This is a genomic window from Deltaproteobacteria bacterium (genome assembly GCA_026712905.1).
Lineage (GTDB): Bacteria > Desulfobacterota > Binatia > UBA9968 > JAJDTQ01 > JAJDTQ01.
This window is the reverse complement of the sequence record JAPOPM010000118.1, coordinates 19110-33027: the sequence shown is the minus strand read 5'-3', so window position 1 is coordinate 33027 and position 13918 is coordinate 19110. Positions and strand designations below refer to the sequence as shown.

Sequence of the window (13918 nt, the reverse complement as noted above, 5' to 3'; positions counted from 1 at the left end):
CGCAGTCCCTCGATGTCCGTCGGCAGGTCCTTGCGTACCAGCACGGCGGTGTTGGTGCGGATGACCCGCCCCAGGTAACCGAACTTGTCGTAGTCGTACTTCACTCCCTTGCGGCCAAACATGTCGAAGGCCACCAGCTTGGTGTGCGCGGTGAGCAGCGACAGGCCGTCCGGCGGGAGCCGGAACAGCCGGTTGTAGCCGGCCACCCCGCCGCCCCCCGGCAGGTTCCGCACGATGGCCCTGGCGCCGGTGACCGCGGGCAGGTGCCGCGCCATCCAGCGGGCGCGGATGTCGAAGGTGCCGCCGGGCGAATACTGCACCAGCATCGTGATGCGCTTGCCCCGGAAGAAGTCCGCGGCGTTCTCCGCCGCGCCGGCCTGGGCGGCGAGGAGCGCGACGCAGGTTAACGTGAGCCATGTCCAGGTGATTCTCGATTTCATGGGATCCTCCCGGTTCGTACGGTCATCGGTTCGTTTTTGTGTCACAATCCGTTCATTGCTATACGCGCGTCGCGGAGAGAATGTCAACGAAGGGCCTGGGTGCCGGTCGTAAGACGGCGCCCTTCGACTTCGCTCCGCTACGCTCAGGACGAACGGCGAACCGGCTATCGCAACCGTTCGTGCTGAGAAAAGACGGCGCCCTTCGACTTCGCTGCGCTACGCTCAGGACGAACGGAGGAACGGCTATCGCAACCGTTCGTGCTGAGAAAAGACGGCGCCTTTCGACTTCGCTGCGCTACGCTCGGGACGAACGGAGGAACGGCTATCGCAACCGTTCGTGCTGAGAAAAGACGGCGCCTTTCGACTTCGTTGCGCTACGCTCGGGACGAACGGAAGAATGGCTATCACAACCGTTCGTCCTGAGCGTAGCGTAGCGTAAGCGGAGCGAAGTCGAAGGGCGCTATTCTACGCTTTCCACCGATCGAGGACATGTCCAAGCAGGTTGTCCGGCCACCCCACGTGCAGGATGGCGTCGAACAGCCCGAGCACCAACCCCGTCAAGAGCCCCGTGAGGATCAGCGTCACGGGCCACCCCGCCCGGCTGAAGCGCCTGAAATAGAACACCATGAACAGCGGGACGGACAACTTGAACCCGATGAGCAGGATGGCGGCCAGAAAGCCCAGGGCGCAGAGGTAGAAGGTGCCTGCCCGTTGCACCACAAGGCGCGCGGGCACCGAGCGGTCCACCTCGATGTCGCGGATGCGTTCCCGTTGCCCGCTGTCCTCGTTCTGGCCGCCTTGGAAGAACGCGTCCTTGGCGAACTGCGCGGCAGCCACCAGCGACACGGGGATGGCGATGGTCAGGGGAAAGAGCCCGGTGGCGAAGGGCCACTGCCAGGCCGTGGCCACGGCCGCGGCCAGCAGCACCAGGAAGAACCCGTCGAACAGCAGGGAGAGGGTCTTTTGCATGGCCTCATGGATTCGTGGCCGCGGCGGTCCGGTTGCGGTACTGCTGGATTGCCGGCGTGGCCAGCGCCGCGACGATCAGGAGAAACAGCACGATGACCCAGGGGCGCGACAGCCAGGTCCAGCCGTAGGTCAGGATCGAGATGTAGAGGTACTTCTCCACCGTGGAGCCGAGCACGAAGCCGATGATGAGAGGAGGGCGCGGCCATCCCTGCCGCTTCATGGTCCAGCCCAGCAGCCCGAAGAAGAGGAACAGGATGATGTCGGCGATGTGGCGGCGGGCCATGAACGCGCCGAGGAACATGATAACCAGCAGCACCGGCGCCAGGAGCTGGGCGCGGATGGTGGCGATGCGCGCCAGGTGGTCGGTGAACAGGAAACAGGTGCCGGTGCCGATGATGTTGGCCAGGGCCAGGCTCCAGGCGATGGTGAAGATGATGTCGAGGTGCTGGTTCAGCATTTCGGGCCCCGGGGTAAGGCCCTGGATCTCCATGGCGCCGAGGAACAGTGCCATGCTGGTGCTGCCGGGGATGCCGAAGGCCAGGGTCGGGATCAGGCCGCCGCCATCCTTGGCGTTGTTGGCGCTCTCCGGCGCGATGACGCCGCGGACGTCGCCGGTGCCGAAGCTCTCCGGGTTCTTCTCGGTGTGGAGGGCGTGGCCGTAGGCGAACCAGTCCACCACCAGCGTTCCGAGGCCCGGGATGATGCCGATCCATACCCCCAGGGTGGCGGAGCGGACCACCAGCCACCAGTGGCGGAAGGCGTCGCGCACGCCTTCCCAGCGGCCCTTGAGCCGGCCCAGGGCGCCCGAGTCGATGCTCTTGCCCGAGACCAGCAGGTCGGTGATCTCGGCCAGGCCGAACAGCCCCAGGGAGATGGGTACCACGTGGAAGCCGTCCCACAGGTAGACTTGGTCGAAGGTCCAGCGCTCCACGCTCAGGATGGGATCGGTGCCCACCGTGGCCAGAATGAGGCCGGAGCCGCCGGCGATGACGCCCTTCATCAGCGCCGAGCCGCTGAGGCTCGCCACCATGCACACCCCCAGCACCGCCATCATGAAGAACTCCGGAGAGCCGAAGGTCAGCACCAGCGGGCTCAGGATGGGGATGGACAGGGTGAGCAGCAGGGCGCCGAAGATGCCGCCCAGGGCGGACACGGTGAACGCGGCGCCGAAGGCGCGGCCGGCCTCGCCGCGCTTGGCCATGGCGTGGCCGTCGATGATGGTGGCCTGGGAGCCCACGGTGCCGGGCACGGCGAAGAGCACCGAAGGGATGGTGTCGGAGGTGGTGGTCACCGCCAGCATGCCGATGATGAAGGCGAAGGCGGAGACGGCGTCCATGTCGAAGGTGAAGGGGAGCAGCAGCGCCAGGCCGGTGACCCCGCCGATGCCGGGGATGACCCCGAGCATGAGGCCGAGGAAGGTCCCGGCGAACAGCATGAGGAGGTGGACCGGGTCGAGGATATGGAGGCTGGCCTGGCCTATGGCGTCAAGCATGAGGGGATGCCGTGCGCGGGTTTGCGGGTTGTTTTGCGGGGCGACTGGTTACCGGGATCCATACGGGGTGCGCTTCCATGCGGCCAGCTTCCATGCAGGGTGCTTGTTCCCGAGCCGCGCGCGAGGCGTCCCTGAAATCTGGAGACGGTGGGTGCCGGGTTCGTGACAAACTGCCTCGCGCGGATGGTGTCGGTGATCGTTGTCATGTCCGCCCGCCGTCAACAGATTTCCGGGACGCCCCCCGCGCGGCTCTCCCCGTTGTAGTTCGCGTTACGCATCCTCCTCGCTGTAGAGGTTCAGACTTTCCAGTACCGGGCGGTCGGTGACGGAGAACAGGATCGCGGGCTCGGTACGGGAGTCGTTGCGGAAGTGGTGCCAGTGCCACGAGGGGATCACGAAGCAGTCCTGTTCGGTCCAGGCCATGGGGGTACCGTTGTCCTTGTCGCGGCTCGCCACGGTGGCGCCGGCGCCTTGCATCACGTGGTAGATGGTGCTGCTGGTGTGGCGGTGGGGGCGGTTCGATTCGCCGGGCCGCAGCCACTGCACGCGGCAGTCGATGGTGGGCATGGTGGGGCCACCCGTGACGGGGTGGGCGTATTGCAGGAGGATGCCGTCGTGGGGGTCGCCGTCGGCGGACGCGGCCAGTTCTTCCAGGACGGGAAGGGTGTCGCGCCACTTGTAGGTGTAGGGGAGCGCGTGGTTGCCGGGGCTTTCGGTGAGGGGCCGCACGGTGCCGAGGCGCTGGCGGCTGTAGCCCTCGGACTTGGTGACCGGCTGGGCCGGGCCTTCGCCGTAGTTCTCGTGGAAGTTGGCGTCCAGGTGGTTCATGAGGTGCACGTCGAGGACGTCGAGCCAGACGATGTTGCGTTCGCCCTGGTTGTAGTGGTCGTGCCAGGTCCAGCTCGGCGTCAGCACCAGGTCGCCGGGCTCCATGTGCATCTCCTCGCCCTCCACCGTGGTGTAGCCGGTGCCGTCTCCTTCCACCACGAAGCGCAGGGCCGCGGCGGTGTGGCGGTGGCACTCGGCGCGCTCCCCGGGCTTCACGAGCTGTATGGACATCTGGATGGTGCGGGTGGTGGACTTGAAGGCGGTGAGGCCGGGGTTCACCAGTTGCACGGTGCGGCGCTTGGCGGCCTCGTCGATGTGCCCCAGCTTCACGACTTCGCCGGACTCCATGAGGCAGGAGTAGATCACCGGCCAGCGCCAGAGATGCGGGCGCAGCTCCGGCGAGGGCTGGCGCGGCTGCCAGTGCCCCGCCAGGGAATTCTCGGCCATGATGCGGTGCAGCTCGTCGAGCCGCGGATTGTCCGTGTTGACCGCTTCACTCATGATTGTCTCCTTGTGCTTCCGTTGGAGTCCCGCTCCCCAGCCTGTGTCAATGGCCCACCCGGATGAGAGATGGCACCCACCCCCGACTCGTCATTCCCGCGAAACAGGCTGTGTCAAAACGTCGCACGGACAAGAATCGGCGCCAACCCCCCGAGTCGTCATTCCCGCGGAAGCGGGAATCCAGGGGTGGCGAGGCGGGGAAACGCCTCTGTAGTTCCCCACCACCGCCCCTGGATTCCCGCTTCCGCGGGAATGACGACTCGATGGGGATCTGCCTCATCAGTTTTGCCACAGCCTGGAAAGCGGGAATCCAGGGGGGAGGAGGGGCGATCAAAACCCCTCCAGTGCCGCCGCCTCCGGGTGGAAAAAGTCTTCGTAATGAAGCTTCTCCTGCGTCAGGCCGAACTGGTGTGCGAACGTCATCATGGCTTCCAGCGAGGTGACGTTGTCCTGGATGTTGTAGGACCAGTAGTTCTCGCCCATGACGGCGCGCTGCTCGTCGATGGCGGCGGCCACCCACGAGGTGATGAGCACCTCGGGGTCGGCGCCGTAGAGCCGGTCCATGGCCACGTCGCGCGCTTGGCGGTATGCCTTCAGGAGTGCCACCGGCGCGTCCGGGTGCTTGTCGACGAAATCCTGCTTTAGGCTCACCATGTGGCTGATGGGGAAGATCCCCGTGGCCTTGTAGTAGTTGATCTCTTCGTTCTTGTAATCGCGGAACAGGCGGCGGACGCGCGGGTCGCGGCGGCTGATGGACGGCAGCACGTTGGGCTCGATGACCGCGTCCACTTGGTTCGAAAGCAGCAGGTCGTCCAGCGGCTCGGGCTCCGGCCCGGAGATGTGCGGCAGGGGCTCCACCTCGACGCCCTCGCCCCAGCTCTCGGCCTCGGGGTGGGGCATGCACCAGCGGACGCGCGTCAGGTCCACGCCGTAGTAGTTTTGCAGCGCGCCGCGCGCCCACACGCCGGCGGTGCTGCTCACGTACACGCGCTTGCCCTCCAGGTCCTTGGGGCCGTCGATACCCGATGCGTTGTTCACGAAGATGTAGGCGATGCGGAACTTGCGGTTGGGGTAGGCCGGGATCGAGACGTAGGGGTGGTTGCCCTTGTCCTTGGTGCGCATGAGGCCGCCAAAGCTCGCGTCCCACGCATCGATGGTTTCCGGGCCGTGGAAATCGCTGATCTCAAGGTCGAAGCCCTCCACCTGGACGGTGCCGTCGACAAAGGGTTTGTTGGTGTCCACCTCGGGCTCGCGGAAGCCGAGACGGAGCTTGGGGTTCGCCATGGGTTGTCTCCCTTTGGGTCTATCGCGCCGCCGCTACCCGTCCTGGCGGTCGGCCGGCGCGATCTCTTTCGTATAGAAGCCGAGCTTGGTCTGCGCGGGCCAGTCATCGATGGAGAACAGGATGGAGTCGCCTGTGTGGCCGTTCTCGTGATGATGCCACGACCACGCCGGCACGGCGAAGATGTCCCCCTGGTTCCACTCCAGCCGCTCGCCCTCGATGACCACCGCGCCGGCGCCCTCGAAGGCGTGGTAGAAGGTGTTGCTGTTGTGCCGGTGGCTCAAGGTGGTCTGGCCGGCCCGCAGGAGCTGCGCGTGCCACGCGATGGTGGGGAGCGTGGGGCCGCCGTCCACCGGGCTCGCGAGCATCAGGTGCGCACCCTCGCAGGGGTCTTCCTCGCCGGCTTCCTGTAAGGCGCTCAGGGCGGCGCGGGTCTCGGCCCAAGGATAGCGCATGGGCGGCAGCGGATAGGGCCGGCCATGGGCCATGGGGCGGGCGAGGCCGCGGGTGCGCACGCCGTAGGCGTCGGGTTTGTGGATCTCCTGGTAAGGGTTGTCCACCGGCAGCCGCTCGTTCAGGTTCACCCCGCCGTTGTAGCCGTTGTCGTATCCGTCGACGTAGAGGGCGGGGGTGGAGCCCTGGTTCCAGTGGTCGTGGTAGGTCCAGGACGGGCTGATGATCACGTCGCCCCGCTCCATGGGGAACGCCTCGTGCTCGCACACGAAGGCGGCCTCCTTGGGCGCCTCGCACACCAGGCGCGTCTCGCTGCGGGTGTTGCGGTGCCCCTGGGTGCGTTCGCCGGGCATGAGGATCTGCACGTTCATCCAGATGGGGAAGCGGGTGGCCTCGATGCCGGTGACCGAACGCATGCCGGTCATGCCGTCGGGCCCCACGGTGACGATTTCGCCGGAGCGCATGAGCCCCTTGTAGATCCCCTCCCAGCGCCAGTGGGCGCCGGTGACGCCCGTGCGCGGCGGCGCCATGCCCTCGCGCCGCAGGCCCGCCCCCACCATGTGGTGGGCGGCCAGGTACTGTTCCAGGTCTTCGTGGGTGGTGCCGACGTCGTTCACGGCAAGTCCTCCGTTCACGCATTCAGTCCGAAATACTTGACACAGTTGTCCACCAGCATGGCGCGCTTCTCGTGGGCGGGCACGCCCTCGAAGTCCCTTTCCATCACCGGGATGGAATTGGGGTACTCGCTGGCGGCATGGGCGAAGTCCGTGGCCCACATGAGCTTGTCGTAGCCGATGCACTCGCGCCGCTTGATGCCGATGGGGTCGTGCAGGAAGCCCCAGTAGTTGTTCTCCCGTAGGTACTCGCTGGGTTTCCTGTCCAGGTAGTGCAGGCCCCAGAACTGGTGGATCATGGGCATGTAGCGCTGGTAGTGGTCGTCGAGCTGCCACAGGCCGTACTCGAACCACCCGATCATGGTCTCGGCCCAGTACATCTGGAGCGTCGGGAAACGGTCCCACACACCCGCGAAGGCCATCTGCACCGCGCCCACCATGGCGTCGTTGGTGAAGCGGAAGAAGTAGTTCATGGGCTCCTTCACATGCACGTCGGGGCCGGGCTTGCGTTCGTACGGAAACGCGGGCTCGCCGCCCTTGCCGGAACCCATGTTGCCGGTGTTGTGGTTGGTGAGGGCCACCCCCAGGTCCAGGGATGCGGCCCAGAAGCGGTCGTCCTCGGCCGTGGGGTAGCCGTGGCCGCTCGGGAACTTGTCGAGCTTGACTCCCTTGAGGCCCAGCCTGGCGCAGTGCTCCAGTTCCCGCACCGCGTCGTCGATGCCGCTGGTGGGAATGACGCCCATGGGAATGATCCGGTCGGGCGCCGGCGCCATGTACTCCTCGCCCAGGAACTCGTTGTAGGCGCGCACCAGCTCGCAATAGAGCTCGCGGTCCGTGGCCTGCTCCAGCACGAAGGAGATCTGCGAGAACACGACCTCCGCGTCGACGCCGTCCCGTTCCTGTTCCTCGAGCCGCTGCGAGGGCGGTCCGGTGCCGGCACAGGACTCGAACGTGGGCACCTGCGTGGCCATGTCCTCCTTGTTGACGCGCACGCTTCGGGTGACGCCTATGGTGTTGGGCTCGCCGCCGTCCACCACCACCGCGTCCGAGCCGTTGGGCATCTTCACGCGCTTGGGCGCGCGTTCGCGCATGGACGCGGCCACCCGGTCGCGCCAGATGTCGGGGTTGAGGTCGATATGACCGTCGGCCGAAATAACGTTGTACTCGCGTGCCATGACGGGCTCCTTTCGAGGGCCGCCACGGCGGCACGCGGCCCGCGCCGGACGCGTTCCGTCGGGGCCGGCGCTTGAGCGGCCTGCACGAACGGAACGTTATCCAAGGTACCGTAGGCTGTCAATCCGCGGGAACAGGCTGTGTCAAAACTCCGCTGAGATACGAAATGGCGCTGCAGCCCCGAATTGTCATTCCCGCGGAAGCGGGAATCCTCCGCCGCGTTCCGTTCCGACCTTGCGAAGGGCACACGCGAGGCGCGCGGCCGTTGTCGAAGCGGGAAGGGGCTGATACCATCCGCGTTGGACAGCAACTCAGCACGATGGAGGTGCGCGCATGAGTCGGATGGAGACGACGGAGGCCTCGGTGGATTCCGTGGAAGCGATCCTCAACTACGCGGTGGACACGGGTGTCAAACCCATCACTCACACGGCCGTGCTCAACAGCGCGCCGGTGCTGCGCACCGGGCAGCACGACCCGCACCGCACCACCATCCACAACGGCCGCGCCATCACGGGCGAGCTGTCGCTGGAGCGTGAAGGGTTCGTTCTGGCCCGCCACGACACGCGGGTGGACGATTTTTACGACGAGGAGCAGCTCCGCTCCGTGTACTATCCCGAGATCGATGAATTGGTGAAGCGAGAGAGCGGCGCTTCCCGGGTGGTCATCTTCGACCACACGCTCAGGGCACAGGACGACGGTATCCGCGCGGAACGAAAGGTGCGCGAGCCCAACCGCTCCGTGCACAACGACTACACGGAGTGGTCGGCGCCCAAGCGCGTGCGGGACCTCCTGCCCGAGGACGAGGCGGAGCGCCTGCTTCAGGGGCGATACGCGATTATCCAGGTGTGGCGCCCCACCCGGAACCCGGTGCGCACCAATCCGCTGGCCATCGCCGACGCGCGCAGCCTGCGCACCGAGGAGTTGATCGCGTCCCAGCGCAGCTACCCCGGGCGCATCGGCGAGACCTACCAGATCAAGTACAGTCCGGAGCACCGCTGGTTCTATTTCCCCGCCATGGCCCGGAACGAGGCCATCGTCTTCAAGGTCTTCGACTCGGAGAAGGACGGGCGCGCGCGTTTCACGGCCCACACTTCGTTCGACGATCCCACGGCGCCGCCGGATGCGCCGGCGCGCGAGAGCATCGAAGTGCGCACGCTGGCCTTCTTCGACACCCCGGCGTGTTGCGATGAGACGTCTACGTCTTGTCCGGTTGATTCACCTGACAAGGGATCCAACTCATGCGCATGAAATCCTTTGAATGGCTCGGCCGCGAATGCGTCGCGGCCTCGTGCGAGGGCGCCGAGGGCGCCGCTGGCGACGCGGGAGTGGCCGGGATCCTCGACCGCATCGCGGAGGGGATCGGGAGACTGGGGTTTTCCCTGGACGACACGGTGCGGACGCGCCTGTGGGCGCGCGACCGGGAGAGCCGCAACCTCGGAAGCCAGGCGCGCTCCCGGCGCATGAGCGGCAAGGCGCGCTCGGCGAGTTCCAGCTACATCGCTCCGGCGCACCTCGACTCGGGGGCGGCCGTGGCACTGGACTTCCTCGCCATGCGTTCCGGCGGCGAGAAGAAGCTCGTGGAATACGACCCGCCCATCGTGCCGCTGCGCTACCTCGACCTGGAGGGACGGGTCTTTCTCTCGGGAGTCACCAGCACGACCGGGAACTTGTCCCAGCAGGTGAGCGAGGTCTGCGGCCTGATCGGCGGGTCGCTGGAGCACGCCGGGACCTCATGGGAGCGGGTCGTGCGGGTGTCGTTCTTCCTGCAACAAGAGGAGGCCCCGGCCGCTCTGAAGCAGGCGTTTCAGCAGGCCGCGAAGGTGCCCGCGGAAAGCACCGAGTGTTCTTTTGTGGAAGGCTACTCCGCGGTGGGCAAGCTCATCGAGATCGAGGTCACGGCGCAGCGTTAGGGGCCTGGCTCAAACCCCTCGGGAGTCTCCAGGATACCCTAGTGTCGCGTGGCTCGCCGTACGGTGCTCGCGTCCTCTTGCGGGTCATCCGTCGCTAAAGCGGCGGCGCCGGATGTGCTTTCCGTCACAGAGGCTCGGATCCCCGCCGTCCCGTCGCGCAGTTCATCTTCGGTAATGGGCATGAGCAACTGATGGACGATCTCCGCGACAAATTCCGCCCGACCGCTTACCCCGGCTTTCGCATACAGCGCGCTCGCCTGTAATCGGGTCGTGTTTTCCTTGACCCCGCGCAAATCCGCGATTTCCGCGAAGCGGAAACCCTTGATGATCAGCCACGCGACTTCCTTCTCGCTACGGGTGAGCCGCCAAGCGTCAATTTGCTCTTCGATGCGGGTGGCGAGCTCCCCGGCGAGCACCCTGTTTCGATTCTGCTCCTGCTCCAGACGCGCGCGCAGGCCGACAAGGTCCCTCAAGTTGACGACCAGGGTCCACGAAACCGCAGCAAAAACAAAGGTTTCGATGATAAAATGGGGTGACCCGAACTCGCCCTCGAAGAGCGCATCCACGACAAGGTCGTAGGCGAAGAACAGCATCGCCAACGCCAGCATCGCCAACGCAAGCATCCGTCGCTTGGGCACTCCTTTGAACAGGTGGTTCAAGAGCGGTCTCTTTCGTCCCTGAAGACGGTCGGGCGCTAGGGCTCGTTCCTGTCACCCTACCACCATCGGGAGTTCCTTTTCAAAGAGACGAACAGGCCCGCCACCATATATGCCTCACCCGTATATATCACACGTATAAGAAGGCCTGGTTTTGTATGCCATTTGCCATAAGCGGGGCCGCTTATGACAAACGGGCGATGCGGTACTTCGGTCGCTTGGTGTAGCTTCTCCCCGAGAGACGAAACCCTTGCGGGAGCAAAACCATGACTTCGAAAAGAAGACCGCCCGAGGGCGAACCGGCCATTTTGCGCTGGCTGGCGTCAGTCCTCATCAGCACTCTGTTCTCGCTGTGTCTGGTGATGAGGGCCGGGATGTGGAACGAGAAGCTTCCATTTCATCTTGTTCCGGAGGCTCGTGCCAGTGTGAACGGTGATCCCTACGCCAACGATGACGACGACGATGACGACGACGACGACGATGACGACGACGATGACGATGATGACGACGATGACGATGATGACGACGATGACGATGATGACGACGATGACGATGATGACGACGACGACGAGGACAACGACGGCGACGAGGGCGATGAGGGGGACGAGAACAACGAGGGCGATGAGGGGGACGAGAACAACGAGGGCGATGAGGGGGACGAGAACGACGAGGGCGATGAGGGAGACGAGGACAACGACGGTGACGAGGGTGATGAGGGGGACGAGAACGACGAGGGCGATGAGGGGGACGAGAACGACGAGGGCGATGAGGGAGACGAGAACGACGAGGGCGATGAGGGAGACGAGGACAACGACGGCGACGAGGGCGACGAGGGCGATGAGGGAGACGAGGACAACGACGGTGATGAGGGTGATGAGGGAGACGAGAACGACGAGGGCGACGAGGGCGATGAGGGGGACGAGAACAACGAGGGCGATGAGGGGGACGAGAACAACAACCGCGATGACGGGAATACCCTAATCGAACGGAAACAGGCACGTGGGCAGGCCCAGACCGCGGTTGAAGAATCCAATCAAGCGCTGGCAACTGCGAAAGAGGCGCTAACGACCGGGGAGGAGAGATTCAGGGCCGCAATCGTGTCCTTTTTCAGAAGCTCCGCCACCGAACGCGACGGTGTGCCCGGCGCGAACTGGTCCGATGTCCTTGACACCTTCAGGGATCAGCTCGTTCTGAGAAGCGAATATGAGCGCAGGCTCTCTGAACTGGCAGAGGCGACGGACGTCCTCGAGCACGCCACAATAGTGGTCGAGCAATTGAATAACGATCTGGAGGCTGAGTCGGATCGATTCGGGATAAGGGATGCGATAAGAGATTGCCAAACTCGTACCTGCTCGCCCGACGATTTCCGGACGACTGAATGGTTCAGCATCTTTCAGCCCCGTGTGCTGGAAATGGTTAAGGTGCATCACGGCTATGCGAAGGGATTGACGGGAAGTGGTGTGCGGATCGCCATCGAGGACGATATTGTGAACTACACACTCCCCGAATTCGCAGGGCGAGTCTCGTTCGACGGTGCCGTGCTAACGCATCCGGTGCCGGATGGAGACGTTCCTTCCTCGGAGGCAAAGCGGTGCGAACAAGCCAACGAGACAGAGCGCTCCGCGCTCGGTTGCAAAGTGTTTTCGTACAATTCCGAATACGACTCTCTCCGCATAGAGACGGTACAGGCAGCGGTGGACGCTAACGGTTGGCCCGAGGACGGAGATCGGTGGTTCGTAAGGAACGACCACCACGAGGAGGGCAGCCGTGCTCGATGGTCGGAAATTCCCCATGCGGCGGGCGAAGATCGTCACGGCACTGCCGTTGCCTCGGTTGCGGCCGGTCGCGATTTCGGCATTGCTCCGGGCGCGACGATCATACCTGTCGCAAGAACGTTTGCATCCGACGAGCACGCGGAAGAGAATGTTTCTCGCGTGGTCCTGGACAGAATTTCGGAGATGTCGTCTTCGGAACGGGAGGAGGTGGATTCCACGATGGCAGAGGCCGTGATGGAGGACTATGCGCACTACGACATCATCAATCGTAGTTTTGGAATCGGCGTGTTCGATCCGGCTGGAATTCAGAAAGCCCTGGATGACGAGACGGCGTGGTGGGGGGATCGCCTGCGCCAGATTCTACCCAGAACGTGGCGCGCCTTCATGCAAACGGCAAGGCACCCCGATGATCGTACCGTCGTGGTCTACGCCGCGGGAAACGACAAGGAGGAGTTCTCGGGTTTGGGGGCAAACCTTCCCTACCACGAGCCGCACGTGCGGGGGCATCAGTTGTCCGTGATGGCGGTCGACCACGACGGTAGCCATGCGGCCTACACCAATTTCTGCGGCGCGCTTCCCTCGGATTGGGACGAAGAGCGCTGGGGACGACATTTCTGTCTGGCGGCGCCGGGGACGGTGAACTCGGCGGGAAATGTCGGCAGGGGACACGTCTTTCATGAAATCGAGGGAACCTCATTTGCGGCTCCCGTCGTAAGCGGTGCGATTGCGCTCCTTATGGAGCATTTTCGGGGGCAGCTCGGAACTAGTGAAATCGTGAAGCGGGTTGTCGATACGGCCGAGAATACCGGGCGGTATGCACAGCTCGAGATCTACGGTGCCGGGCTGCTCGATCTCGATGCGGCGTTACAGCCTGTGGGGAGCACGACGACAGGTACCCCGTCGGTGAGTGCAGCGGCTATGCGGTCCGCGGCCAGCGTGCCGCCCGCGATAGGAAACCTTGGCCGGCGACTGGCGTCTCGGGGCGTGGAGGTAGCGTCCCTCGATGGCCTGGGAGCACCGTTCTGGTCATCGCCGGTGGCATACATCCGGCCGATGAACAATCTGGTCTCGCCGATTCCTGACTTTTCCCGGCGGGACGATGAGGGAGGCGGGCAATTGCACCTTGGGTTCTCTCCGGGAACAATCGCAGGGCCGGCGGATGATCGCGGCGTACGTCTGCTGTTGGGCGCACACAAGTTCGGCGTGGAGGGGTCGCCGTCGGACGGACTCAGATGGGGTTTCCTTGGGGACACGGCCTCCTGGCAGGGGAGCGGCGCTTCCGGCGCCTTCGGCCATGGAGTCCGGTCGGTGACGGCGTGGGTGGGACGAAACGCCAAGTTCGAACTCGATGATGCGTGGACCCTCAGAACCTCGGCGACACTGGCCTTTGGGCAAGTCTTCTACGAACCTGGCGCCATGCTATCCATCGACCCGCACGTGTTGTCGGCGTGGGACTTCGGTCTTGAGCGGGGAGAACGGGGTCGCGACACATGGTCGCGGATCGCGTTCTCGCAGCCTCTTCGAGCCGAATCGGGCGACGCAACGTTCACTCATCTTGCTGGGCTGAAGGACGGAGTTCCTGCATACGACAGGGTGAAGCTGCCGTTGGTGCCCGAGGGCCGGGAGCTTGAGTTCGCGGTTACTCACGAGGCTCCGATCGGTCATGGGCGAGGTGCGATCACGGTGGCGCACACTTGGGATGCAGTCCACGAGCCCGGTGCGAGCAGTTGGCGCATTGGGGTGGCGTACCGGCTGCGGTGGTGAGAGGGCATCGCGAGTTTTGGTTCCTCTCGCGGTGGTCGGCCGGCAACTGCCATGTCAATCA

11 protein-coding genes are annotated in these 13918 nt (G+C 64.7%); 3 read left to right on the top strand and 8 right to left on the bottom strand.

The features are described 5' to 3' along the window. From OXF11_09350 to OXF11_09320, 7 genes are all read right to left on the bottom strand, one after another. Positions 1 to 440: tripartite tricarboxylate transporter substrate-binding protein (locus OXF11_09350; GenBank protein ID MCY4487305.1), on the bottom strand; the 440-nt coding region annotated here is incomplete at its 3' end. 465 nt (positions 441 to 905) lie between these two features. Then, complete coding sequence (locus OXF11_09345) at positions 906 to 1409, bottom strand: tripartite tricarboxylate transporter TctB family protein (GenBank protein MCY4487304.1); 504 nt, start codon at positions 1407 to 1409, stop codon at positions 906 to 908. A gap of 4 nt (positions 1410 to 1413) precedes the next feature. Further along, entirely contained in the window at positions 1414 to 2901 is a 1488-nt protein-coding gene (locus tag OXF11_09340) for a tripartite tricarboxylate transporter permease (protein ID MCY4487303.1), read from the bottom strand. A 270-nt stretch (positions 2902 to 3171) separates the two neighbouring features. Continuing rightward, on the bottom strand, positions 3172 to 4230 hold the full coding sequence (locus tag OXF11_09335; GenBank protein ID MCY4487302.1) for a cupin domain-containing protein: 1059 nt from the start codon (positions 4228 to 4230) through the stop codon (positions 3172 to 3174). A gap of 330 nt (positions 4231 to 4560) precedes the next feature. Continuing rightward, positions 4561 to 5514: a hypothetical protein gene (locus tag OXF11_09330; protein MCY4487301.1), complete on the bottom strand. Its 954-nt coding sequence runs from the start codon at positions 5512 to 5514 to the stop codon at positions 4561 to 4563. A 33-nt stretch (positions 5515 to 5547) separates the two neighbouring features. Then, on the bottom strand, positions 5548 to 6582 hold the full coding sequence (locus tag OXF11_09325; protein MCY4487300.1) for a cupin domain-containing protein: 1035 nt from the start codon (positions 6580 to 6582) through the stop codon (positions 5548 to 5550). Positions 6583 to 6596: 14 nt separating this feature from the next. Continuing rightward, the gene (locus OXF11_09320; protein ID MCY4487299.1) at positions 6597 to 7754 is read right to left on the bottom strand and encodes an amidohydrolase family protein; all 1158 of its coding nucleotides are present in this window, start codon (positions 7752 to 7754) and stop codon (positions 6597 to 6599) included. Positions 7755 to 8085: 331 nt separating this feature from the next. Between OXF11_09320 and OXF11_09315 the strand changes: the two genes are divergently transcribed. Both OXF11_09315 and OXF11_09310 read left to right on the top strand, forming a co-directional pair. Further along, on the top strand, positions 8086 to 9000 hold the full coding sequence (locus OXF11_09315; protein ID MCY4487298.1) for a CmcJ/NvfI family oxidoreductase: 915 nt from the start codon (positions 8086 to 8088) through the stop codon (positions 8998 to 9000). Then, a complete protein-coding gene (locus OXF11_09310; GenBank protein ID MCY4487297.1) occupies positions 8997 to 9662 on the top strand; it encodes a hypothetical protein in 666 nt (221 codons plus the stop codon). Before OXF11_09315 ends, OXF11_09310 begins: the two co-directional genes overlap by 4 nt. Before the next feature lie 38 nt (positions 9663 to 9700). Here OXF11_09310 and OXF11_09305 read toward each other — a convergent pair whose 3' ends face one another. Beyond that, positions 9701 to 10321 carry a hypothetical protein gene (locus OXF11_09305; GenBank protein MCY4487296.1) on the bottom strand — a complete coding sequence of 207 codons (621 nt, stop codon included), beginning with the start codon at positions 10319 to 10321 and terminating at the stop codon, positions 9701 to 9703. Between the two features lie 263 nt (positions 10322 to 10584). Here OXF11_09305 and OXF11_09300 point away from each other — a divergent pair, with 263 nt between their 5' ends. Next, positions 10585 to 13857, top strand: a complete 3273-nt coding sequence (locus tag OXF11_09300) for a S8 family serine peptidase (GenBank protein MCY4487295.1) — start codon at positions 10585 to 10587, stop codon at positions 13855 to 13857. Positions 13858 to 13918 lie beyond the last annotated feature (61 nt).

What these genes read in the sequence shown, in the direction of transcription:
- OXF11_09345 (MCY4487304.1), bottom strand. Translation starts at nt 1,409, where the DNA reads ATGCAAAAGACCCTCTCCCTGCTGTTCGACGGGTTCTTCCTGGTGCTG.
- OXF11_09340 (MCY4487303.1), bottom strand. Translation starts at nt 2,901, where the DNA reads ATGCTTGACGCCATAGGCCAGGCCAGCCTCCATATCCTCGACCCGGTC.
- OXF11_09335 (MCY4487302.1), bottom strand. Translation starts at nt 4,230, where the DNA reads ATGAGTGAAGCGGTCAACACGGACAATCCGCGGCTCGACGAGCTGCAC.
- OXF11_09330 (MCY4487301.1), bottom strand. Translation starts at nt 5,514, where the DNA reads ATGGCGAACCCCAAGCTCCGTCTCGGCTTCCGCGAGCCCGAGGTGGAC.
- OXF11_09320 (MCY4487299.1), bottom strand. Translation starts at nt 7,754, where the DNA reads ATGGCACGCGAGTACAACGTTATTTCGGCCGACGGTCATATCGACCTC.
- OXF11_09315 (MCY4487298.1), top strand. Translation starts at nt 8,086, where the DNA reads ATGAGTCGGATGGAGACGACGGAGGCCTCGGTGGATTCCGTGGAAGCG.
- OXF11_09310 (MCY4487297.1), top strand. Translation starts at nt 8,997, where the DNA reads ATGAAATCCTTTGAATGGCTCGGCCGCGAATGCGTCGCGGCCTCGTGC.
- OXF11_09300 (MCY4487295.1), top strand. Translation starts at nt 10,585, where the DNA reads ATGACTTCGAAAAGAAGACCGCCCGAGGGCGAACCGGCCATTTTGCGC.